Origin of the sequence: Paenibacillus sp. JGP012 (assembly GCF_014203995.1) — a bacterium.
GTDB lineage: Bacteria > Bacillota > Bacilli > Paenibacillales > Paenibacillaceae > Paenibacillus > Paenibacillus silvae.
The window spans coordinates 132262-155245 of sequence record NZ_JACHKG010000004.1 but is presented as its reverse complement, the minus strand read 5'-3'; the positions used below and the strand labels follow the sequence as shown (position 1 = coordinate 155245).

Annotated in this window: 26 protein-coding genes; 7 read left to right on the top strand and 19 right to left on the bottom strand. The window is 46.7% G+C overall.

Annotated features, from left to right (window positions below; genetic code table 11):
* Window positions 1-16: 16 nt before the first annotated feature.
* From imm48 to rnhA, 4 genes are all read right to left on the bottom strand, one after another.
* Window positions 17-505 carry an Imm48 family immunity protein gene (gene imm48, locus HNR77_RS07275; RefSeq protein WP_184182153.1) on the bottom strand — a complete coding sequence of 163 codons (489 nt, stop codon included), beginning with the start codon at window positions 503-505 and terminating at the stop codon, window positions 17-19.
* Window positions 506-644: 139 nt separating this feature from the next.
* A complete protein-coding gene (locus tag HNR77_RS07270; protein WP_184182151.1) occupies window positions 645-1634 on the bottom strand; it encodes a serine/threonine protein kinase in 990 nt (329 codons plus the stop codon).
* Between the two features lie 338 nt (window positions 1635-1972).
* The gene (locus HNR77_RS07265; RefSeq protein WP_184182149.1) at window positions 1973-2842 is read right to left on the bottom strand and encodes an alpha/beta fold hydrolase; all 870 of its coding nucleotides are present in this window, start codon (window positions 2840-2842) and stop codon (window positions 1973-1975) included.
* A 217-nt stretch (window positions 2843-3059) separates the two neighbouring features.
* The gene (gene rnhA / locus HNR77_RS07260) at window positions 3060-3725 is read right to left on the bottom strand and encodes a ribonuclease H (protein ID WP_184182147.1); all 666 of its coding nucleotides are present in this window, start codon (window positions 3723-3725) and stop codon (window positions 3060-3062) included.
* Window positions 3726-4076: 351 nt separating this feature from the next.
* Here rnhA and HNR77_RS07255 point away from each other — a divergent pair, with 351 nt between their 5' ends.
* On the top strand, window positions 4077-4700 hold the full coding sequence (locus tag HNR77_RS07255; RefSeq protein ID WP_184182145.1) for a DUF421 domain-containing protein: 624 nt from the start codon (window positions 4077-4079) through the stop codon (window positions 4698-4700).
* A 25-nt stretch (window positions 4701-4725) separates the two neighbouring features.
* Here the strand turns inward: HNR77_RS07255 and HNR77_RS07250 are convergent, their stop codons facing one another.
* Both HNR77_RS07250 and HNR77_RS07245 read right to left on the bottom strand, forming a co-directional pair.
* The gene (locus HNR77_RS07250) at window positions 4726-5493 is read right to left on the bottom strand and encodes an ABC transporter ATP-binding protein (protein WP_184182143.1); all 768 of its coding nucleotides are present in this window, start codon (window positions 5491-5493) and stop codon (window positions 4726-4728) included.
* Window position 5494: 1 nt separating this feature from the next.
* A complete protein-coding gene (locus HNR77_RS07245) occupies window positions 5495-6616 on the bottom strand; it encodes a FecCD family ABC transporter permease (protein WP_260410379.1) in 1122 nt (373 codons plus the stop codon).
* A 117-nt stretch (window positions 6617-6733) separates the two neighbouring features.
* Between HNR77_RS07245 and HNR77_RS07240 the strand changes: the two genes are divergently transcribed.
* From HNR77_RS07240 to HNR77_RS07230, 3 genes are all read left to right on the top strand, one after another.
* A complete protein-coding gene (locus tag HNR77_RS07240; protein WP_260410378.1) occupies window positions 6734-7804 on the top strand; it encodes an ABC transporter substrate-binding protein in 1071 nt (356 codons plus the stop codon).
* Between the two features lie 131 nt (window positions 7805-7935).
* On the top strand, window positions 7936-8358 hold the full coding sequence (locus tag HNR77_RS07235; RefSeq protein WP_184182139.1) for a MarR family winged helix-turn-helix transcriptional regulator: 423 nt from the start codon (window positions 7936-7938) through the stop codon (window positions 8356-8358).
* A gap of 107 nt (window positions 8359-8465) precedes the next feature.
* Complete coding sequence (locus tag HNR77_RS07230) at window positions 8466-9287, top strand: alpha/beta hydrolase (protein ID WP_184182137.1); 822 nt, start codon at window positions 8466-8468, stop codon at window positions 9285-9287.
* A gap of 73 nt (window positions 9288-9360) precedes the next feature.
* Here HNR77_RS07230 and HNR77_RS07225 read toward each other — a convergent pair whose 3' ends face one another.
* Both HNR77_RS07225 and HNR77_RS07220 read right to left on the bottom strand, forming a co-directional pair.
* Entirely contained in the window at window positions 9361-9720 is a 360-nt protein-coding gene (locus HNR77_RS07225) for a HesB/IscA family protein (RefSeq protein WP_184182136.1), read from the bottom strand.
* 62 nt (window positions 9721-9782) lie between these two features.
* Window positions 9783-10082: a winged helix-turn-helix transcriptional regulator gene (locus HNR77_RS07220; RefSeq protein WP_145404213.1), complete on the bottom strand. Its 300-nt coding sequence runs from the start codon at window positions 10080-10082 to the stop codon at window positions 9783-9785.
* 231 nt (window positions 10083-10313) lie between these two features.
* Here HNR77_RS07220 and HNR77_RS07215 point away from each other — a divergent pair, with 231 nt between their 5' ends.
* The gene (locus HNR77_RS07215) at window positions 10314-10973 is read left to right on the top strand and encodes a helix-turn-helix transcriptional regulator (RefSeq protein ID WP_184182133.1); all 660 of its coding nucleotides are present in this window, start codon (window positions 10314-10316) and stop codon (window positions 10971-10973) included.
* A gap of 69 nt (window positions 10974-11042) precedes the next feature.
* Here HNR77_RS07215 and HNR77_RS07210 read toward each other — a convergent pair whose 3' ends face one another.
* The 5 genes from HNR77_RS07210 to HNR77_RS07190 all read right to left on the bottom strand — a co-directional run bounded on the left by HNR77_RS07210 (window position 11043) and on the right by HNR77_RS07190 (window position 17837).
* Window positions 11043-12392 (bottom strand): amino acid permease, encoded by a 1350-nt coding sequence (locus tag HNR77_RS07210; RefSeq protein ID WP_184182131.1) that lies wholly within the window; start codon window positions 12390-12392, stop codon window positions 11043-11045.
* Window positions 12393-12633: 241 nt separating this feature from the next.
* Entirely contained in the window at window positions 12634-13839 is a 1206-nt protein-coding gene (locus HNR77_RS07205; protein ID WP_184182129.1) for an acyl-CoA dehydrogenase family protein, read from the bottom strand.
* A gap of 107 nt (window positions 13840-13946) precedes the next feature.
* The gene (gene sfnG / locus HNR77_RS07200) at window positions 13947-15023 is read right to left on the bottom strand and encodes a dimethylsulfone monooxygenase SfnG (RefSeq protein ID WP_184182127.1); all 1077 of its coding nucleotides are present in this window, start codon (window positions 15021-15023) and stop codon (window positions 13947-13949) included.
* Window positions 15024-15196: 173 nt separating this feature from the next.
* On the bottom strand, window positions 15197-16354 hold the full coding sequence (ssuD, locus tag HNR77_RS07195; RefSeq protein ID WP_184182125.1) for an FMNH2-dependent alkanesulfonate monooxygenase: 1158 nt from the start codon (window positions 16352-16354) through the stop codon (window positions 15197-15199).
* A gap of 49 nt (window positions 16355-16403) precedes the next feature.
* Window positions 16404-17837: a 4-hydroxyphenylacetate 3-hydroxylase family protein gene (locus HNR77_RS07190; RefSeq protein ID WP_184182124.1), complete on the bottom strand. Its 1434-nt coding sequence runs from the start codon at window positions 17835-17837 to the stop codon at window positions 16404-16406.
* A 303-nt stretch (window positions 17838-18140) separates the two neighbouring features.
* On the opposite strand from HNR77_RS07190, the gene HNR77_RS07185 reads away from it, so the two are divergent.
* Entirely contained in the window at window positions 18141-18728 is a 588-nt protein-coding gene (locus HNR77_RS07185; RefSeq protein ID WP_221443735.1) for a TetR/AcrR family transcriptional regulator, read from the top strand.
* Between the two features lie 496 nt (window positions 18729-19224).
* On the opposite strand, the gene HNR77_RS07180 is transcribed toward HNR77_RS07185, so the two are convergent.
* The 5 genes from HNR77_RS07180 to HNR77_RS07160 form a co-directional block, all read right to left on the bottom strand.
* Window positions 19225-19560 (bottom strand): YolD-like family protein, encoded by a 336-nt coding sequence (locus HNR77_RS07180; RefSeq protein WP_184182120.1) that lies wholly within the window; start codon window positions 19558-19560, stop codon window positions 19225-19227.
* A gap of 13 nt (window positions 19561-19573) precedes the next feature.
* On the bottom strand, window positions 19574-19864 hold the full coding sequence (locus HNR77_RS07175) for a hypothetical protein (protein ID WP_184182118.1): 291 nt from the start codon (window positions 19862-19864) through the stop codon (window positions 19574-19576).
* Window positions 19865-19869: 5 nt separating this feature from the next.
* The gene (locus tag HNR77_RS07170) at window positions 19870-20073 is read right to left on the bottom strand and encodes a hypothetical protein (RefSeq protein WP_184182116.1); all 204 of its coding nucleotides are present in this window, start codon (window positions 20071-20073) and stop codon (window positions 19870-19872) included.
* Window positions 20074-20217: 144 nt separating this feature from the next.
* On the bottom strand, window positions 20218-20469 hold the full coding sequence (locus tag HNR77_RS07165) for a hypothetical protein (RefSeq protein WP_184182114.1): 252 nt from the start codon (window positions 20467-20469) through the stop codon (window positions 20218-20220).
* A gap of 2 nt (window positions 20470-20471) precedes the next feature.
* Window positions 20472-21143 (bottom strand): hypothetical protein, encoded by a 672-nt coding sequence (locus tag HNR77_RS07160; protein ID WP_184182112.1) that lies wholly within the window; start codon window positions 21141-21143, stop codon window positions 20472-20474.
* Between the two features lie 333 nt (window positions 21144-21476).
* Between HNR77_RS07160 and HNR77_RS07155 the strand changes: the two genes are divergently transcribed.
* Window positions 21477-21980, top strand: coding sequence for an Ltp family lipoprotein (locus HNR77_RS07155; RefSeq protein WP_184182110.1), 504 nt, complete (start codon window positions 21477-21479; stop codon window positions 21978-21980).
* A gap of 197 nt (window positions 21981-22177) precedes the next feature.
* Here HNR77_RS07155 and sigK read toward each other — a convergent pair whose 3' ends face one another.
* Window positions 22178-22876, bottom strand: coding sequence for an RNA polymerase sporulation sigma factor SigK (sigK, locus tag HNR77_RS07150; RefSeq protein ID WP_090915017.1), 699 nt, complete (start codon window positions 22874-22876; stop codon window positions 22178-22180).
* Window positions 22877-22984 lie beyond the last annotated feature (108 nt).

Sequence of the window (22984 nt, the reverse complement as noted above, 5' to 3'; positions counted from 1 at the left end):
GCTTCACCTCCCCACTTTATTGCTGAACTGCGTCCAGTATCTCCTGGATATTGCGACCCAGTGCTTCGTGATCCTCCTGTACAAATTGAACATGCCCGTTAATCCCGCGATGGATAATGGTGTTCATCACCGGATGAGTCTCTTCATTCGATGCGACACGGATCAGATCATCCACAAAATCAACGGCCTGCTGTTCACTGTAGTTAAACGGTTTGATCAGCATTCGAATGCTCAGCGCATGTGCCTGCGGTTCAGTCAACCGATCCCGATGAGTGATGCTGTATACTGCGCCAAAACCAAAAGCAGCAAGCACCTGACGCTGCAGTTCGGTCGTCTCATGAAGCGGTGTGCCAATCCGTTCGCAGACCTGATTCACCATCTGCTCCAGTTCACTCGCCGCCGCAGCCAAAATAGCGTCATTTTCAAGCTCATCAGTCCTGAACTCTTTCTTATCTTCCTCTTTCCCAAGTTCTTTCTTATCTCCCTTTTTCCCAAGTTCTTTCATAGTCTCATCTCCTGTTTGATTTCATCGCCAACGTTTGGGTCAGCAGCCCATACCAAAAATTATAATAAAATGAATATAGTAAAAAACCAAATCTTCTCGATATAGAGTCGATCTGGTTCGTAATGCTTTTCTTAGAGGCTCAGGCCGTTTCGTGCTGCTTCTTCGGCTCTGGCTCGAATATCTGAGTATGCTCGTTATCCTCAAACTTCCATTCCATCTTGCCTGGCTTGCGAACCTTCCACACCAAAGCCTGAACTCGCAGGGATGTTCTCACCCAGGTCAGGGAGGTACAGCGTTTCTCTGAACGAACCATTAGCCCCCAGTTAATAACCCTTGCCAGCCATGGATTCACATATTCATTATGCTTGCGTACCGAGGGCAGCTCATCACTGAATAAACGCTGCTTTACATCCATTGGCGGCTGCCCGCATGTCCAGTAATGAAGCAGCGCGGACAAGCTGTAGATGTCAGACATCGGTCCCTGCTCGGATTTCTCCGAATAGAATTCAAGTGGTGAATATCCCTTTGAGGTAAATATAGCCGGCTTTGCCCCGGACGGCATCGGCCAGCGCACAGCTGAACCAAAATCAAGCAATTTTGGCGTGCCATCCTCCATTACCATGATGTTGGAAGGTTTGACATCCCGATGAAGAATGCCTTGTTTATGTATATAATCGAGTGTATCCACGAGCGGCAGCAGCGTATCGGTAATAAAATCCGGCTCCAGTGCATGGTCGCGCTCATTCAAATAATCGGTCAGGGTCGTGCCCGTACAATATTCGGTAACCAGATATCCGGTATCATTGGCCTCAAAGTGATCCACGTAAGCAATGATGTGTGGGTGTTTAAGCGAAGACAGCAGCTCTCCTTCCTGCAGAAATGCTGACAGCAGCTCCTGAAATTGCCCTCCATATCCACGCGTTGCACAAAAAACCGTACGTTTATCCGTCTGACGTGCAGCCAATCGATGGGGGAAAAACTCCTTGATTGCCACTTTGGCGCCTGTATGCCGATTCCGCCCTGCATACACAATCGCCAGCTCACTGCTGGTCAGAACCTGTCTAACCTGATATGTATCGTTTAAAATGACATTGCGCTGCAAGGCCATATTCCACTTATCCTTTTTCATAACAAACCTCTTTTCAACCTTGTCGATTGGAAGACTTGCCGCATAACTGCAAATTGTTCGTAACTCAGTATGGATGAGTCCGACGGATGGCAATTCATCGCCAACCATCTATATAAACCCAATCACGTCGTTTGAAACATTTTTTACAAAACGTGCGGTTTTGTCCAAGCTTCCATTGGCTATTCGAAGATATATACGCTCTCTTCTATAAATAGTATCGACAGAAGGGGCAATTTCGTTAATTTAATTTGTTAAAAGACGAATTGCCCCACGTTTCAGTTGCTTACGTTCCCTCTAACTGTCTTATTCTGCTGTCCCAATGCTTCTGCTGTTGTTACTTAATAATGTTTGTTCAAAAACTGCTGAATCTCCGCGTTCATCTCCTGCAGCACGTCCTGAGAAGGGAAATGTCCCGTATCATATTTGACCGCCTGCACATTCGGAATAATCTGCCGGGCACGGTCAATACACTTATCACCTGGGAAAAAGACATCCTTCTCTCCAACCAGAAGCAATGTAGGCGAATTATAATTTTCAAGCTCTTCCCGCTCCGCCAGTTTAGGCAAATCCTGCTCCAGACTGACATGCTTGAATATTTTGCCGATCAGATTTTTGTCTGCTTCCTTCATACAATGGCATGACAGGTTATCCGTTATTTTTTGCAAAGAAGCCGGCGAAGAAGTTATCCGATATTTCACGAGTGGAAGTGTAATGTCATGAACGGTTTTCATTCTGGAATTCACCGCAAGACCCGCCGGAGCCACCAGCACCGAGCATGCAATACGCTCCGGAATATACGTAGCCAGTCTGAGAATAATGCCGCCGCCAAAAGAAGGACCGATAAACGCACTTTTTTCAATCTCGTAGTGGTCGAGCAGATCGGAAACCCATAAAGCCAGGCTGTCAAAACGTGCCGAAATGCTCGTTTCCTCGCTATAGCCCGGATGACCAATCGTATCAGGCGCAATAATCCGGTAGGATTGAAATAAGGAGGAGAACCAGGACAGGGTCATCGGATTCACACAATTGCCGCCCTGAAGAATAAATAATGGCTTGCCATCTTCTGGCCCGGTCAGCAATACATGCGTTCTGCCAAAACGTGTCTCCACATACTCCCTTGTAATCCCTTCACCCAGCTCACTCAAATAAACCTCGTACTCCTCCAGAATACTGCTCTTTCCTTCTTCACTTCTATAAATGGAACTCATGTCTGCCTCCTGCAATGTATACTCGGCTCACCTGTTTCAAGTGACCAAACCGGGACATCCCCGATCCAAAAAGATAAGGAGGGCCCGTAAATGAATGACAGGCTCCTCCATATGTGTGACTTATCATATGCTGATGATTATAGAATGGAAATTGGAAATTGTAAATATCGATTCTAATAGACAAGCACCAGCTTTTTGGGATTCCGTTTGAAAAGCATCATTTCCGGCCGTAATCCGCCTTGATCTCGCCCCACTGTTTCGTCTGCCACTTTAACACTTTGTTCGAATACGTATGCGTGCGAAGCCATTGCTCCGCCCGATCAATCATTAGCCAGATCTCTTCTGTTGAGTTGTCCCGTGGCAGCGTGGTAGCAACCTTCTTCTGTTTTAACCATTTCATCGCATTCACCGAGTCTGTATACACCGTTTTGCTGCTACCTTGTTTCTGAAGATAAGCGAGTGCATGCACAATAGCCAGAAATTCACCCAGATTATTCGTGCCTTTCGAGATCGGCCCAACGGAAAAAAGCACTTCGCCTGTGCGTGTATCGACCCCTTTGTACTCGACCGGCCCCGGGTTGCCCCGGGTTCCTACATCGACCGAAATGCTGTCATAATCCACTTCCTCCGATGTCTCCATCCCTGCACTTCTGCTGCTGCCCGACTTGGACTTGAGCTTGGAGGCACTGCCAGCTCCGCCTGCGCTCGATCCCCAGTTGCCCTTCCATCCGGCGCGATACGCCGCTTCAGCGGCTTCCCTGGATTCATATGATTTATATTTGGCTCCGGCATATTGATCCGTCTGAGCCTTACATTCCGCCCAAGTGCTGTATACGCCCGGTTTCTTGCCTTCCCATACCACGTAATATTTCTGTTTTGCCATGCGTAACCGCTCCTTTGTTTACTGCATCAATACCCTATTGTAAACGATGGAGCAGATAAAATGAAAGTTTGTTACGGGTTAAGTGTTAGAACGTTTACGGATCAGGATGGCCCCACATCGTATAATCCAATCCCTCCCGGAACAGTCTAATAATCAGCGTTCATTTAGGGCGTGTCTGAAAACTCTGAAGGAAGCAGATTTTACTGAATTTTCGTTCCAAGCCAGGAAGTTTTCCGCAGGCGTGCCGGGGCACGTCAAGGGAAAGTGACGCAGCAGGGGGCGAAAAGGCGGTAAAAGATGCACTTCAGTAGGTTTCAAGACACGCCCTAAGAAAAGAAAGGATGTCTTTGCATGGATTGGGTCTGGAAATCTGTCTTGCTTGTTCTCGTTGGCATGATTCTGCTGCGCATTGCAGGGCGTAAATCCATCTCACAGATGAGTGTGGCAACAACCGTTATTATGATCTCGATCGGTACAACCATGGTACAGCCGATTGCCAATCATGAACTGGGCAAAGCGATTGGCTCCGCAGCCGTATTTATTGTAACTTTGCTCGTTGTGGAGCAGTTACAGATGAAATCCAACCTGTTCGAACGTTTGATGAGCGGCAGCTCCAAAGTCGTTGTAGAGAACGGGGAAGTTATTATTCCGAATCTGAAACGAATGCGGTATACGATAGATCAGCTCGAGATGCATCTAAGACAGGCTGGAATCAGAAATGTAAACGACCTGGAAACGGCAACCATTGAACCGAATGGTCAGCTTGGCTATGTTCTGAAACCGGAAGCGCGCCCAGTCACTGTAAAAGATCTGGAGCAATTATTGCAAAGCTATGGCTTGGCGCAATCCAGTAGCGGGATGCCTCTTCCTGAACAACAACGGCCCGAAGAAAAGCAGATTAAAGATTCGGCTAATATTTTTGAAGAGGTCAGCAGCGGGAAGCATTCACATCAAGTGGATTCCAGGCTGGAATAGATGTTATAAACCTCCAGCTTCCGGGTTATCGTGTGCTCAAATAGGCAATTCCCAAGCCTCCGGTGACCGGATTTTGGTAAATCTCACATTCCACCTCAAATACCTCTCCAATGATCTCACGAGTCAAAATATCGGCGGGAGTACCATGAACAACAACTTGCCCACGCTTCACCACATAGAGATAATCACAGTAGGCTGCCGCAAGTTCAAGATCATGCAGCGCAGCCAGAATGCCGATATCCAGTCCGCGAACAATATTCAATATTTGCAGCTGGTACTTGATATCCAGATGATTGGTCGGCTCGTCCAGAATCAGAAATTCCGGTTGCTGAGCAAGTACACGAGCCAGAATGACACGCTGCTTCTCCCCGCCGGACAGAGACGTATAATTACGGCCAGCATGACCGGTCAGCTGCACTTTTTCCAGCGCCGTCTCCACAATCTGTTCGTCCTTTGCATTATCAGCCTCCAGCAGTTTTTTGTGCGGCGTACGCCCCATCATAACCATCTCACGCACGGTAAAATCAAAGCTTAACTCGTTAAACTGACCTACAACTCCCAGTTGCCTGGCCGTGACTTTGGGACTCGATTTCAGAATATCGGTGTCTCCCAGCATAACGCTGCCGTGCTTCGGTTTAATAACTTTATAAATGCTTTTGAGCAACGTCGATTTGCCGCAGCCGTTCGGTCCAATTAAGCCGACGAATTGTTTCTCTCTCACCTGAAGTGAAATATCACGCACGATATCCGTATCCTGCACGGAAAAGCATATATTATCGACCGTTAATTGCATGTTATTTTCCTCCAAAGCCATAGCCTTTTTTGACAAGCATATACATAAACATCGGTGCACCAATCATCGCCGTAATAATGCCGATAGGTAGTTCAACGCTGGAGATTAGCGATCTCGCAATGACGTCTGTCCAGATCAGAAATATCGCACCAAACAATACCGAAACAGGCATCACTTTACGATGATCCGAGCCGACGAGCCCCCTCACGATATGCGGGATAATTAACCCCACAAAACCGATCATGCCGCAGCTAGCAACCATCACACCAGTCACGAGTGCCGTTAAGATCATATACAGTCTGCGATAGACACTCAGGTTAATGCCCAAGGTGACGGCGGCTTCATCGCCGAGCAGCATCGTGTTTAACACACGGGATTGCAGCAGGAAAAACAATATGGCCGTGAGCACGACGATGCCTATTAGCGGCAGCTTGTTCCACCCGGAAGCGGCAAGACTGCCCATCGTCCAGAAGGTGACTGTTTTGATGCCCTCGGCATTATTCGCAAAATAGATAATGAAGTTGGAAAATGCACTGCACAGTGCATTAATAACCATACCGGCAAGCACCAGCTTGACTGACGTCATTTTTCCCCGAATACCGGCCAGTGTCAGAACAAGCAAAGAAGCACCCATTGCTCCGGCAAACGCCCAAAAGGCAACTCCCGTCTGTCCTAGCCAGCTAATCGCACCAAACCCGATGAGAATGGCAAAGGTTGCTCCGAGCGAGGCTCCTGAAGAAATACCAAGGATGTAAGGGTCCGCCAGTGGATTCTGGACAGCTGCCTGCATAACCGTACCACATAAGGCGAGACCCGCACCGATAAACATCGCCATCAATACACGCGGGAAACGAATCTGCCAGATAATATCCGTGAAGGAGCCTGCTGCCAGCGGCTTCCCCCCCCACTCCATTCCCGTTATTTTGGCTAAAAGAATACGGTAGGACTCTCCGAGCGGAATACGAACTTGTCCAATAGAGACCGCAATGCCTGCCGAAATCAGTACAATCACGATTAATGCTGCAATAAGTAGTGTAAAGCCTGTTTTGCTGTGAATCAGGGATTCTTTTTTCCCCAATTGCTGTGTCCCAGCCTGAATCGTCTGTGCCATTTCTTCCCCCATAAATTCTAGTAAAATTGTGCGAAACTTAAATTAGCTATTTACAAAGTATTTTCTCGGATTATAATTGAGAATGATTATCTTTGTCAATTATAACACAAACAAAAAGGGGTTATTACCATGTTGAAATGCTCGTCCAGATCCACTTTCTTTGCTGCGTTAACTCTGTTATTAGTGCTGTTGTCGGCGTGTTCATCCAAGACGTCTACACCAGCCACAGCCGAAGATCCGGCTTCCCAAACGGGGACAACCGAAGCCGCTGCACCTGCGGGAACGGTCAATCAAACGACCTATCCGCTTACCATAGAAAACTTCGCTATGTCTGGTGAAGGCGGAGAATGGAAACCCAAAGCACAGGTATTTGATAAGGCACCTGAGCGTGTTGTTGCCAATACTCAATCAGCTGCCGAAATGCTGATCAAGCTGGGCTTGACTGATAGAATTGTCGGTGTTGCTGCACTTTATGGCGCGGTAACACCCGATGTAGCTGACGAATTCGCCAAAATTCCAGTGTTGTCCGAGAATTATGTGGGTAAAGAGCTTGTTGTTGGGGCCAGCCCGGATCTGGTCTTTGGACGAGGTGATCTGTTTGCTGACGCCGACTGGGGCGTGGGAAGCGTAGACGGACTAAATGAGATGAACATCCGTACCTTCATGCAAACGACCAATCACAAGGGAACGCTGGAGAGTCTTTACAGTGACATTACACAGCTAGGTAAGATTTTTGACGTGCAAGATAAAGCCACACAATTTATCGACAGCCTGAAAGCACGGGCAGAGGCAATCAAAGCCAGTGTCGCTGATCAGCCGGAGCATAGCTTTGCGTATATTGTACCCGCTACAGAGGACAGCATTACCGTAAGCAGCATGCAGAACGATACGTATCAGCTTGATGCACTCAGCCTGTTGAAGCTGAAAAATGCATTTGATGGCGTACAAGGCGAGGTTAGCGTAGAACAGTTGATTACAGCCAATCCGGATTACCTGCTGCTCTCGGCTTACAGCGGATCACCCGATATCAACAAGCTGATTCAGAATCTGTATGCCAACCCTGCGCTGCAAAGCATGAAGGCTATTCAGAACAAACAAATCTACGTGACCGATTTCAGTCAGTTCTGGGGATACGGATATCAAATTATCGACGGTATTGAAAAAATGGAAAAAGAAATGAAGGCTAATCCGATCCAATAGTCTGGTAACTTAACTTTACTGCACAAGTGAATTACATCCATGCATGGACGGACCCGGGAACAAGGAAGACTTCTTCCCCTGTTCCCGGGTCTATGCTTGACATTAGTTTGATATCAAACTATATTAGGTGTATGAAAACAAGAGATGCTGTTTCACTTATTTCCAAAATTAAAGAGAAAACCAGTCGTTTTATTTTGACCGAAATGGCGGCACAGGGCATCCACGATCTGGCTACATCCCATGGGGATATCATCTATGCCCTTTACAACCATCAGCGGTTGACCATGGCCGAGATTGCCCAAAAAATTCGCAAGGACAAATCCACGATAACTGCGCTTGTAGATAAACTGGTGCGAACCGGATATGTTGCTAAAGATCGAGATGCAGCAGACTCTCGTATCGTGTATGTAACATTAACTGCCAAGGGAGAAGCGTTAAAACCAGTCTTTGAGGATATATCACAGCGAATGCTGGATACCTTCTATGCAGGAATTACAGACGAGGAAAAACAGAAGCTGCTTTCCATTTTAATCAAAATTCACGACAACTTTTAAAAAAGTAAGGTCATACAGCCGATACGGATACTGCTTAATTTGTTTGACTTTAAGTTTTTTTACAACAATAGTTTGATATCAAACTAAATTGAAAAGGAGCATTTTAGATGACTGATTACACACAATACTTGCCTGAACATGAGGTGCACCGGATTGGAAACCATGACCTTTACATGGAAGTATATAAAGGAAGTACGGCATCTGACTCTACCACAGGAACTACGCGTGCGCCTCTGTTATTTGTTCACGGGGCATACACGGGCAGCTGGATGTGGAGCAAATATATCCCTCATTTTGTGGAGCAGGGATGGGATTGTTACGCGATGAATCTAAGAAGTCATTACAAAAGCAGGGTGCTGGATTTGAGTCGTATTACGGTAGAGGATTACCTGGAGGATATTCGTGAGGTGTTGTCCCTGATGCATGAACCTCCTGTCCTTATCGGTTTTAGCATGGGTGGCATACTCAGCCAAAAGATCGCAGAAACTGCTGAATTGGCAGGATTAATTATCATTGACACCAGTATAAGCAAAGAAGTCCATGACGCCCTGCCCTATCCTGCAGCGGACCGAATTCAACCGGGAATGATTATGCCAGCACCTTTACGTGAGGAGCTTGCAACGATTGACGAATCCACGGAAGATATCGCTTTTCAACGTCGGTACCTGCAGATGGAATCTGCAAAAGCTTTCTGTACCTTCTCTGCCCTCTGCGGGGCACAAGGCATATCCATTGACGGGAAACGAATCACCTGTGCCTCTCTCGTAATCAAAGCTGTGTCGTCCGAGGACGAGGATCGAAGAGGCCAGTTAACTGCAGATCAGCTTGGAGCAAAGTATGCCGGACTCCGGGATACAACGCATACAGGCCTGCTTGTGGGCCAGCGTTATAAAGAAGTCGTTGATATCATGCTGGAATGGCTTGATTAGATTAACATATCATCAGGCAAAGAGCTGTCCCTACTCGACAAACTTTACTATGGGACAGCTCTCTTTTCTCTGTTTAATCACACGGCTGAACCTTGCCGCGATCTCGAGCTATTCTGAAGCTGGCTCCGCATCCACACGACGCTTTGGCATTGGGATTGTCCATCGTGAACCCTCCTGTCATGCCGCTTTCTTCATAGTCGATCTTCAAACCATCAACGTACGGGACACTGGCTGGGTAAACCAATATGTTGAAATTATCTTTATGCAGTACGATATCTTCTTCTGTCTGCTGATCTTCCACAACAAGCGTATAGGATAAACCGCTGCAACCGCCTTCACTTACACCTATTCGCAGAAAAGAAGACTGATTATTGGCGCCCGATAAAATTTGTTTAATTTGATGAGATGCTCTGGTGCTAACCTCAATGTTCATTTTTAACTCCCCCTATATTAAAGATACTGTCCAGATCTTGAATTCGCTATAAATACGCACCTTTAATGGAGCAATGCCCATTCCACCAGACAAGGGATAAAGTTCGCAAGTGCAGCTCCTCTGGGTGTAAGTTCATAGAGAATTGGTTTGCGATCTGCAAAACATGTCTTCTGAACCAAACCATTCTGTTGAAGATCCTGTAATCGCCTGGTGAGAGCCATCTCCGAAATCAAGGGTATGCCTCTGGCAAGCTCACTAAATTTCCTCGGTCCCTGAGAAAGCACAAATAAAATATGGATCGTCCACTTCGTTCCAATCAGGTGGTAAGCTGTAAAAAGTTTTTCTCTGTTCTCGTTAGGCAATCATCGGACCCCCTCTGGCGTGCCGTTCCCTCCCTGTTATTAAAACTAAATACGTTTACGTTGGTACAGCAAAGAGTATGTATACACGTATCGTTTATCGTATGGATCGGATACTTATTAAACATTTTTGTTTACAATGTATAAACTAACGTCCCTCTTTGACTTTGTCAACATTTTTATTTAAAATGTAGGGAATGAATCATCGTTTCTTGCTTCAAAGGAGGCAACATCATGAGCGGAAACCAGGCTAAAAAGGATGTCTCAACTCGCACCCGAAGAGCCATTATTGATGCACTGAAGCAGCAAGGCGGAATGGATGTGGTGTCCCTTTCCTCTCAATTTTCACTGTCGGGAATGGCGATTCGTCAGCACCTCAATGGCTTGAAGGAAGAAGGCTTTGTTACTCATATAGAAGAAGCCCGCCCGATGGGACGTCCAACGAAATTATGGATATTGACCCCTGCGGCCGATCGCTTTTTCCCCAGCGGTTATTCCGAATTGTCCGTCAGCCTGATCCAATCCATGAAAGAAGCTTTTGGAGAGACCGGGCTGGATCAGCTGCTCGCTGTTCGCAATCAGAAAATGCAGGTGCAGTATGCCCGGCATCTTGAAGGCGCATCGGATATCAAATCTAAATTGGAGAAGCTTGCCGAAATTCGCACGATGGAGGGTTACATGGCGGAAGTAAAGGAGCAGGATGACGGAAGTCTCCTGTTCATTGAAAAGCATTGTCCCATCTGTGCCGCGGCCGCTGTATGCACAGGGTTATGCAAAAACGAGCTGCATTTATTCAAAACGGTTCTGGGAGAGGACGTTCAGATTGAGCGGGGAGAATACATTCTTGCCGGGGGAAGAAACTGCGTTTATACCGTGAGCCCGGCTCAAAAATAAGCGAAAGAGCAGCCTCATTCGAGATTGCTCTTTCGCTTTTTGCTTTATATCACGTACACAGGATTTCTGTTACTGCTTCACTCTTTTTTTCAACATATAAATGACCGAAACGATCAGGAACCACACAGGTGTAACAAACAATGCCACACGCGTATCCTCTGCAAGCGCCAAAACAATAATGACAAAGACCAGAAAGGCCAGAATCAACAAATTGGAAAACGGATATAACGGCAGTCTGAAACGACTTTGTCGCGCCAAATCAGGGCGAGTGCGTTTGTAACGCATATGGCAGATGACCATGATGCCCCAGACAAAAATGAAACATACGGTAGACACACTTGTGATCAGTGTAAATACACCTTCCGGCATCACATAATTCAGCACAATCGCGATAAAAATGACAATCGTGGAGAAAAAAAGTGCATTGGCTGGAACCTTTCTCTGATTAACACGTGCAAAGGATTCAGGTGCATTTTGATCCTTGGCCATGGAATAGATCATCCGGCTTGTACTAAAAATCGCACTGTTACAGGCCGATGCCGCCGATGTCAGCACGACAAAATTAACCACTCCGGCTGCTGCCGCAATACCTACCGCTGCAAATACCTGTACAAACGGGCTTTCCGTTGGCACGATTGCATTCCAGGGGTAGATACTCATGATAATGAGCAAAGCTCCTACATAGAAAAGCAGCACACGAATCGGTATCTGATTAATGGCTTTAGGAATGACCTTGTCCGGATTTTCCGTTTCTCCCGCGGTAAGCCCTACAAGCTCCATCCCCACAAAAGCAAAAACAACCATTTGGAACGAGATGATGAAGCCGTGAATTCCATTCGGAAACCAGCCCCCGTGACTCCACAGGTTAGTAACGCTTGCCGAGCCCTGATTGGTTGTAAATCCGGTGAAAATCATATACAGCCCCACTACGATCAATGCCAGAATAGCGAGCACTTTAATGAGAGCAAACCAGAATTCCATCTCCCCGAACAGCTTGACCGTCGCCAGATTCATTACAAGTAAAATGACCAGTGCAATTAATCCCGGCATCCATTGAGGGATATCGGGAAACCAGAACTGTGTATATAAGCCCACTGCCGTAATATCTGCCATCGCAATGGAAATCCAGCAGAACCAGTAGGTCCAGCCTGTGATAAACGCCGCCATATTTCCCAGGTAATCACGAACAAAATCGACAAAGGAATGATACTGCAAATTGCTCAGCAGCAGCTCTCCAAGCGCCCTCATGATCAGGAATAATACAATGCCTGTAATGATGTACGCCAGAAGAATGGATGGACCGGTTAGCTGGATTGTTTTGCCCGCACCGAGAAACAAACCCGTTCCGATCGCCCCTCCAATTGCCATCAGCTGTACATGTCTGTTTTTCAGACCCCTTGTTAACGTTTCTTGCTGCATGGTACACCACCACTCTCTTTCTGCGCATGCTCTCTGTGATGCAAAATAATATACCATCTAATATATAATAATCAGCCCTGAATACCTATCATTCTTTTTGATTATTTTTATCATGAAGCGGATTTCGATTCGTGTATGACTACAATTATTATCGAGATCAATGAATGTAAACAAGCTGCCGCCTGTTTGATACAGACCGCAGCTTGCAGTTACCTAACCTTTTTTCAGTTTCTTGAGGTAATCAATCCCCTCCCTCGTACCACAGCTCCAGCGGCAGACCGACAAGCGACTTGCCAATCCACTCTCTGGCAATGTTGTTGGAGGGACCCATGGCGATGCCTGCACGCGCGTCACGGAAGAGGCGTTCAAACACGCCTTTTTTATAACCATAACCTCCGGTAACATCCAGCGCTGCTTTGGTCGCTTTGTTAGCAACTTCCGCAGCATGAATTTTGAATTCAACCAGGGGCAGGAACAGCTCGACTTGCGGTCTACCCTGTGCCTGAAGTTCGTCCAGCTGCTTCGCAAGAGACAACTGCCACGGCTTCAGACTGGAGATCAACACCTTCACTTCAGCCAACTGCTGGCGGATGATCTGGTAGTCAGCCAAACGCTTGTTAAAGTCGCGATGAACCATGCCCTTCACATATTCGGATGCAGCCTCAATTGCTGCCTCGGCAACTCCAAGCCAGGTGGACCCCAGGCCGATCAGGTATACGGGAGATACACCACTTTCCAGAATTTCGCGCCCCTGTCCCTCCGTACCGAGCTTATCCTGAGCTGCAATCCGGACGCCTTTGTACGTGATCGGGCCACTATGGTTCCCCCGAACACCGAGTGCATCCCATACCCCCGAAGTAATGCCTTCCAGTTGTCCATCGACAAGGAAAAAGCTCACATCTGTCGGCGTCTGTGCTCCTGGCGTGCGGGTCTGGGTAACATAAAAATCAGCTTGTCCCGAGCTTGTCGTGAACGACTTTTCGGCATTCAAAATGTAATCCTCCCCGTCTCGGGAAGCCTCGCTGAAATTAAACCACCAGTGACCTCCCGAAGCGCGCTCGCTAGTAGAATACGTACCAATGGCCCCATTGCGTACCGGCTTTAGCCAGCGCTCCTTCTGATCTTCATTTCCGTAGAGGGCTATCGTCTGAACAGCTCCGACATGCATGACATACACCAGTGAAGTCGAAGGGCATCCCTTGGCAATTTCTTCTGCTGCAATCGCAAAGGCGACATGATCCAGTCCGCGTCCATCAAAGCGCTCGGGAATCAGTACGCCATTCCACCCGGTCTCGGCAAGCACGGACAGATTCTCACGCGGGAAGCGCCCCTCACGGTCGATCAGCTCTGCACGTGGTTTAATGACTTCCTCGACAATGCCCCGAATTTCAGCTCTCAATTGCTCATAGTCAGGCAGGGTGTGAATCGTGTTTGATTCAATACTCATTGCGTCATCTCTCCTCTAATTAAAATAGAAATTCATCCCTCAATAACACGGATACAGATGTGCCAATCCAATCCATTCCATTCCGTCTATTAAAATCGCTGGCCTGCTCAGGTAGCCGTAACCCGGCTCAGCGCAGCCTCCTTCTCTTTAACCAGCGGGATGACCTTCTCACCGAAAGCCTGAATATCCTCATCGTAATGAAGAAAGCCGATAAGAACGAGGTCTACTCCGATCTTTTTCAACGCAATGATGCGGTCTGCCACCTGTTCGGGGGTACCAATCAAGCCTGTTTTGAACCCGTCATTATATTGCACCAGATCATCAAAATTGGAATTCGCCCACATTCCCTCCTGTTCAGGGGACGCTTTGCCTGCAAATTGGACCTGACTGCGAAAGCCCTCCACGGCCTCGGGGTCAGCATATCGAATAATCTGACGCAGTACCTCCACTGCTTCTTCTTCCGTATCCCGCACGATGGCAAATGCATTGACTCCGAATCTCAGCTTGCGGTTATAGGACGCAGCCCGCTCGGTCACATCTTCGATCTGGGTACGGAAACCATCGATGTTATTCCCGTTCATGAAATACCAATCCGAGACTCGTGCAGCCATGTCGCGTGCAGCCGCCGAATTTCCTCCCTGAAATACGGGGGGAAGTACAACCGGTTTGGGTTTGTGTGGCGCTTCATGAATACGGTAAAAGTCACCCTGGTGATTGGCTTGGTCTTGCGTCCACAGCTCCTTCAGCACACGGATGAACTCTTCGGAGCGCCGATAACGCTCGTTATGGTCCAGCCACGGTTCCCCGAATCCATGAAATTCACCCTTGAACCAGCCGCTGACAATATTTACGGCAACCCGTCCTTGGCTGATATGATCAATCGTCGTGATCGCTTTCGCTACTGGACCGGGATGCCATAATCCTGGCAATATGGCCGCTATCAGTTTCAAGCGATCTGTAACCACCGCGAGTGCGGAGGCAAGAGCAATGGCTTCCAGTTGATTTTCAGCCCCATAGCTGGCCATAAATCTGGTTTGCAATAAAGCATAATCAAAGCCTGCTTCTTCTGCGATTCTGGCATACCTTGCGTTATCCTCAAATGACCAGCCTGTTTTTTGCGGGATGTTCGAGATAACCAGACCCCCACTTACATTAGGAACCCAATACGCAAATTGCATAGACATGTTCAATCACCTCTTCAATGGAATGAATTATAGTCAAGGGCCAAGGCCCTCTCTACTGGAGCGGAATGCAACAAAAAAGACACCTTCAACCTATACATGTGAGGTGCCTTTAGTTCGTCTAATCGGCCAGAATATGATGTTTTCAATAGAGATATCGTAAAAAGCAGACGGCATCATTTGGAAGCCGCAGGCGCTTTTACCACATGATCAGGAAGAGTATTATTGGCAATCATCTCACCAAAAGGACTGATAAATGACCGTTCGCCGTTGTTCCCGTATTGTGCATAATTCAGCTTCGGAAACAACAGCTCGGCAGTGCGGTAGGCTTCTTCCAGATGCGGGTACCCCGACATAATGAAGGTTTCAATGCCCAATGCCTCGTACTCTCTCATTCTCTCTGCAACCTGGTCGGGATCGCCTACAAGCGCTGTACCGGCACCGCCTCTGACCAGCCCAATGCCTGCCCACAGATTCGGGCTGATCTCCAGATTGGAACGATCCCCGTTATGCAGACTGGCCATTCGCTGTTGACCAACAGAATCCATGCGAGCATAGATCTTCTGGGCTGAAGCGATGGTCTCTTCATCCAGATGAGCGATCAGGTCATTCGCGGCCTGCCAGGCTTCTTCTGCGGTTGGACGGACGATTACATGAAGTCGGATGCCGAAGCGCAGACTCCTTCCCTTTTTGGCAGCGAGCTCTCGCATTCGATTGACTTTGGCCTCTACCTGGTCAGGCGGCTCACCCCAAGTCAGGTATACATCCACATGCTCGGCCGCCACCTCCATGGCTGCATCAGAGGAGCCTCCAAAATAAAGCGGAGGATAAGGCTTCTGAATGGTCGGATACAGAACCGCTCCGCCGTGGACTTTTAAATATTTGCCGTCAAAATCGACTTCTTCGCCAGCCAGTTCCTTGCGCCATATCGTTAGAAATTCATCTGTTAATGCGTAGCGCTCATCATGATCCAGGAATACCCCGTCTCCCTCAAGCTCGATCGGGTCACCTCCGGCTACGACATTGATCAGCAGTCTTCCTTTGGAAAAGCGGTCCAATGTGCTCGCCATTCGTGCCGCCGTGGTAGGCAGCATCAGCCCTGGACGCGCAGCGACCAGAAATTTCAGCTTGTCCGTTACCGACACCAGCGAGGAAGCAACGATCCAGGCGTCTTCACATGATTTGCCCGTAGGCAGCAGCACCCCTGCAAACCCAAGCTCATCAGCGGCTTGTGCTACCTGCTTGCAATAGTGATAGGTCACTGCCCTGGCGCCTTCTCGGGTGCCCAGAAATCTTCCGTCCCCATGTGTCGGGATAAACCAAAACAATTCCATTTGTTCTCTCCTCCTGCTCATATGATGGCTATTCTGCTCTAGCTCTGCTCTAACTTTTCTCTTGAATCAGCTTCCAAACAGGAGCTGTTAACGACGATTTGTCATGCCGAACGTAATGGGATGCAAGACCACGGATCGGATCACCTGCATAAAATTTTTCATATAACAGATGTCTAGCACCGAGCGGACTGCCGATGAGATCCCAGGCCAGCTTGAACAGCTCCACTTTTTTCTCGGCACTTACTGCAGCACCTTCAAAATACAAATGCATAAGTTCGGATATCGGACCGTAGAAGTCCTCAATTCCGGAAGGAGTCTGAACAAAGCCACCTGCACCAACTTGTTGAAGTATCTCGACAGCCCGTGGATAATATTTGGTTCCCAAATTTCGCGCCGTCTCCACATACGTTAGATCAGGAACGAGCACGCCTGCCGCATCAGGCACGGCTTTGGCCTCCGCTGCAATAATCAGTGCCTTGATCACGTCAATCTGTGTCAGCAGCTCCCCCAGTTTCTCTTGAATATGCAGAAATCCGGTTACACCAATCGACTCGGCTACCGCAAAAGCCACCCCTGTAACAAATTCCAGCTTGGCTACAAAGCGCACAACATTTTGGTGGAAAGCCAGTCCATTGGCCGTACGGTTCCCGCGAAGTTTCAGCACCTTGCCCGAATCTCCGTAGAGAAGCACCCTTTCCCAAGGAATCAGGACATCATCGAAAAAAAGGACGGCATCCATCTCATCGTAACGTGCACTGAGTGGATGGTTGCGTTCTCTGGCATCAGCAAACGACTCCCTGCACACAATATGCAGTCCTGGTGAATTCGCGGGGACGATCAAGACATGAGCATGTTTCTGATGTCTGGTCTGGAATTGCAGGAACGAAAAGATGAGAAAATCATGTGTATACGGTGCACCCGTCGCAATCATTTTGGCTCCCCTGACCACAATGCCTTCCGAAGTTTCCTTCACCACATGGAGAAATCGTTCTGCAATTCGCTCATCATCCAGCCCGTTGGAACGATCAATCTGGGGATCAATGATCGCTGTCGTCAGAAAGAGATCTCGGTCTCTGGCCTCGTGGTAATAGGTACTGATTTTGTCCACGAATCGCGGGTCCAGTTCGGATAATTCGTGCCGGGCAGCATACCACCCGGTGACTAGGGAACGGGCATAGTCAGATAACCGACTCATCATGCCGCTGGTACAAGAAGACCAGACCGCAAAGGACTGACTGCGCTTGTTCAGCTCGGCTGCTGTGTACGGAACGAGAAATGAGCTGTGTGCATATCGCTCCTGTCCATCAGGAGCATAGCCCACTTGCTCCCGATGCACAGGATCATCCAGCATGTTAAACAGCTGCCTGATGGTAGACAGTGTGCCTTTAAAAGCCGCATGCTCGGAAATATTCCTGACCTGCTGCCCTTCCAGCCAGACACGTCGTCCATCCTCCAGACTGGATATGAAAGTGTCTCCCCTCAAAATGTCACCCCTTAATCAAATTTTATTTTTCCGATTGATTTGCTATGTTTTATTGTTTATCATAGCTAATATCCATTGGAGCGCAACAATCAATCATTCCCGTTTTGACGGTTACCGAACACAAATCCTTGATCTGTTGGGCAACGTCAAAATAAACTACAATTCAGCTTCATTTGAAGGTGGCTGGATTGTAAGCACATTCCCATGGATGCACTCAATACGGTTCTTACCGGTGTTGTTTAACCAACAATCCATCCCAATTTGTTGTATTCGAGGTGATTACAAGTGAATGAATCCCGAAGCATGGACCGAAGAATTCACAGAACTCGTGTCATGATCTCCGAAGCCTTTTTGACCATAATGGCAAAGCGAAATTACTCGGACATCAGTGTGGTAGACATCGCAGAACAAGCCAACATCAACCGCTCAACGTTCTATGCCCACTTTATAGACAAGGAGGATTTGCTGGATACCATTGTAAATGAGAAATTCCAGTTGCTGGACGATGTGCTCAAGGAACGCTGTGCTGCCATCGATGAGGTTCCCTCATTTGCCGAGCCTGACCCGATCTTTGCGGTCTTGTTTGAACACATCTTTGAGCATGATGAGTTCTACCGGGTCATGCTGCTGATCAATCCTGTTGGCAATTTCAGTACAAGGTTGAATGAGATGATTAAAGCTCATTTTTTTCAACGAATAACCCGAATCGGAATCAATCAAAAGGTTCAGGTACCGCTGGACATTTTACTGGATTATCTCAGCTTCTCCACCAGCGGAATCATTCATCGATGGCTTGAAAACAACAAAGTTTACTCTCCCCATCATATGGCTTTGCAGCTTACCCGTCTTGCCCGACTAGGTGTGTACACAGCCATGGGTGCGCAGGCTTAGGAGATACGCACCCACGGAAGGAGCATATCAGAGATTCAGAGATTGCTCTGTTTTCGCTTTGCGTTACATCGCGTAAACGCACGTATGTATTTCCTGTTACATCTTCGTTCTTTTTAAAGCAAATCCATGACCCGATATATCAAAATAGCTCCATTTGTTCACCTGTGCATCAATCCGCTCCAGCGTCTCAGGGGCTTGATCCCGAAATAGTATTTATGGGAAAAGCTCCTGACGTGATGAGTCTGTCTCACTACATTCATATACGAAAAAAGGACCGCCCTCCTTCATAACGAAAGGCCGCCCTTCTGATCTTATGCATCTCTACAATTCACATTTTTTTCTGCTTATAGAACTCATGGTACAGCTTCATTAACGCCGTTCGAGAAACATAATCATTTGCTTAGGTATCGAGGATATCAATTAACGTAATTTCAATAACATGTTCATTATAGACATAGTGCTATTGTGGATTATGCTGTTCAAATCCTCTGTGTTATTATATGCTCGCATTTATAATTTCTTCGATCTGTATCCAACTGTAATCCTCAGCGCCGCGCACAAGCTTGACTCTCCTGCTCTGCCTGTCGATCGATGCTACAACGCCTTTTATCTCTTCATCATCAAAAGGATTGAATACCGTAAGCGTAACAGAGTGGCGTTCCTGGTAAGATTCAAAAATGGCTTCCTCGATAAGCTGCATCTCCTGTTCGTCCAACACCGGCTTGCCCCTCTTCTCCTGTACACTCATTTCCTGAAGATATGCCTCACGATGTTCTGGCAGAATTATGCGTGATCCCTCGAAAACTCCGTTTCCAGTCAATTTGCTTGCCACAGTTCATTCCCCCTCAATATTGTGTCCAGTAATCCGCGTTAGCAGGTTTAATCGTCTGTGGTGACACGGGAAGCTGTGGCTTCTCAGATTCCCGCTCCCAGCCCTCCAGAATCACGATGTTGACCGTGTCTGTCTTGTCATCCCATTGTATGTAATTGGCAGAGACAAGGGCGTCCAATGCAGCCATGACATCAGGTTTATATTTCCCCGTCTTTACCGTCAGCTCATGCACCGTAGGAAATCGGCGGCGGCCACTTTTGTAGTTGTATAAAATCCGCAGAACTTTGCACTGGTAATCAGTCAACGTCTTTATGCCCCTTTCTCTGCTGTCTTGATTGGATGCCATGCCAGCAGTCCTGATTCACGGAAAATACGTGGCTGGCCAGACAACAAATCATCTGCTTTGATCATTCCGGACCGAATACTTTTAATCTGGATGCGGCGCTTCGTGATCTTTCCCGACTGATCTTGATAAATGATTTCGACTAACCAACCCAAGTATTTTACTGGCATGTTCACCCCTCCATAAATAGAACATTTGTTTGCTTTTTTTGTTATTATATGCGAATGTATGTTCGTTATTCAACAAGAAAAAAGCCCCAGTCTAAAGACTAGGGTAAAGGTATGGATAATTTTCATTTTAGATATTAAATCTGATCACAGTACCGCAGTTATAGTTAACTCTTCGCTTTTAAACAAATCCAAAAAAGTATGTCCATTAATTCTGCTTTCTTTGACCATTTCTTCATAGTCTACAAAGACCGGACCTTGAGTTTTATTATCACACACCAGAACAAAACCATCCTTAACAGCAAGGAACGCATACTGTTTGTTTTCATATTCAAACTCTATTTCTCTGTGTTGCTGGATAAACTCAATAATCTGCTCGTAGGTTTGTTTGTTATACATTTTTACTTAGACCTCACTCCATTAATCCACTTATGTCTATGTGGAAAAGTATGTGATCCATCTGCGTTAGAGTGATCATAATCAATATCTTCATCTGCATTTCCATTACTATCATAATATCTACGTTGTTTCAAGCCTTTTGAGTCATAAAGATCTTCTGAAGAGCGAGGTTTCCCTTTTGTTAGTAGATTGTTAAATGGTGGGTACTTATCTTCATGAGTTCCCGTTTTTGTACCGTTTTTCTTAGCTTCCTTATACGCAGCTTCAGCAGCGATCTCTGCATCAGCAGCATCCTTAGATGACAAATAAGCCTTAACTTTATTATAAACAACTGATCCAGCGTAGTATGTAGCACCTGCTATAACTACACCTCCTGTAACTAATAAAGCTACTTCGCCTATCCCTGGTATGAAATACACTCCAGCAGCCAATCCAGCAACCTTTGACTCTGCTAGTTGATCTTCACTCAAATAGTTATTTGATAATCCTTCAGCGGGAATCACATCATAATCTTGATATGTAATCGTCGTTACATCTTGCTCTGAATTTGTGGCTGAGGATGTTTGGTCTACTTTAGCACTTTCATCGGATGCTTCAGCATAAACTTGAATACCAGCTACTCCTACCAGTAAAGATAATGATAGTAGGGCACTCACGACTTTTTTTAATAACATTCTTTCATCTCCTAATTACATTTTAGATACACAATATACTAACAAAACTTATATATGTATATAAATACGCATATAATAACTATATATATACAAAATAATACAAAAAATCACTGCCGACTTTATGCCAGCTGTGTCTTTTTATCGATGCTATCGGATTTAGTCCTATAGTAACTCATTTTGTGAGTTTTCAAATAAATATATAGAAACATTTTCCTAGGTCTGATAGACTATTACTATCTATTACATAGGAGGAAATACCTGGAAAAGAAACCAATTTATAAGAAGTGGTGGTTCTGGCTCGGGATCATAGTTGTAGTTGGAGCAATCAGTAATATGGGTGACAAGGAAGCCAAGCCCAACGCGACAGCATCCGAAGTAACGGCTCAGCCTAAAGCTGAAACCGCATCTGCAGAACAAACTGCCGCTGAAAAAGAGAAAGCTGCATCCGATAAAAGGACTGCTGAAGAACAAAAAGCTAAAGACGATACCGCAGCAGCAGAATTAGCTAAAAAGGAAGCTGAGGCAAACAGCGTGCCTAGAGAATATAAAGCAGCATTAGATAAAGCAATTACTTATGCGGAAGTTATGAACATGTCCAAAGCTGGTGTTTACGATCAATTGACATCTGAGTATGGCGAGAACTTCCCTAAAGAAGCTGCTCAATACGCCATTGATAACATTCAATTTGATTGGAAAGAAGCAGCTTTAAAAAAAGCTCAAACTTACGCTGAATCAATGAGCATGTCTGATTCCGCTATCTACGATCAGTTGATATCGGATTACGGTGAGAAATTTACTAAGGAAGAAGCCAAATACGCAGTAGCTAATTTAAAATAAAAACAAGGCCCTGCCAGCAAATTGCTGATAGGGCCTTTTATATTACCAATCGCTTGGGATTATTTCTTTGTGTCCAGTCTAGCTATCTTTGTCTTTTGATCCCAATCGACCTTAGCGCCTGGGATATTAGCAGCTGCAGCTCTTAGTGGGATCAGGGATCAGCACTCTTGTTCTTTTGGTGCATATACAATTCACATCTATTTCTGCTTATAAAACTCATGGTACAGCTTCATTAACGCCCGCTTCTCGATCCGAGATACATAACTGCGTGAAATGCCCAGTTCCTTGGCAATCTCGCGCTGGGTGCGCTCCTCTCCGCCAGCCTCCAGGCCAAAGCGGCCGATCACGACTTCCTTCTCCCGATCATCGAGTATATCCAGATTGCGATAAATTTTGCTTTTCTCAATTTTCAGCTGCACACGATCTACCACATCATCGGCTTCGGTGCCGAGGATATCAATTAACGTAATTTCATTCCCCTCTTTATCCGTGCCAATGGGGTCATGCAGAGATACGTCTTTGCGTGTTTTCTTCAGGGAACGCAAATGCATCAGGATTTCGTTTTCAATACATCTCGCCGCAAAAGTAGCCAGCTTTGTGCCTTTTCCTTGCTGGAAGCTCTCGATGGCTTTGATCAGACCGATGGTTCCAATTGAAATCAGGTCCTCCTGATCTTCGCCGGTATTGTCAAACTTCTTGACGATATGCGCCACCAGGCGCAGATTGTGTTCAATAAGCAGATTGCGCGAATGGGCATTGCCTTCTGCCATAAGGCGCAGGTGTTTGGCTTCGTCATCCTCAGCAAGCGGCTGGGGAAACGCATTGTTTTTGACATACGAGACAAGTAACGTTAACTCTTTAATGAACAGGGCTATTGCGGTAAACAATCCGGGCACAGATGACACCTCCTGCAGTTTTACAACGATCTGGCCTGAGCACACAAGGGAACAGGGTCGATCTATTGTATGTGGGCAGGGGCCCAGAAGTGCACGTACCATTGAAAA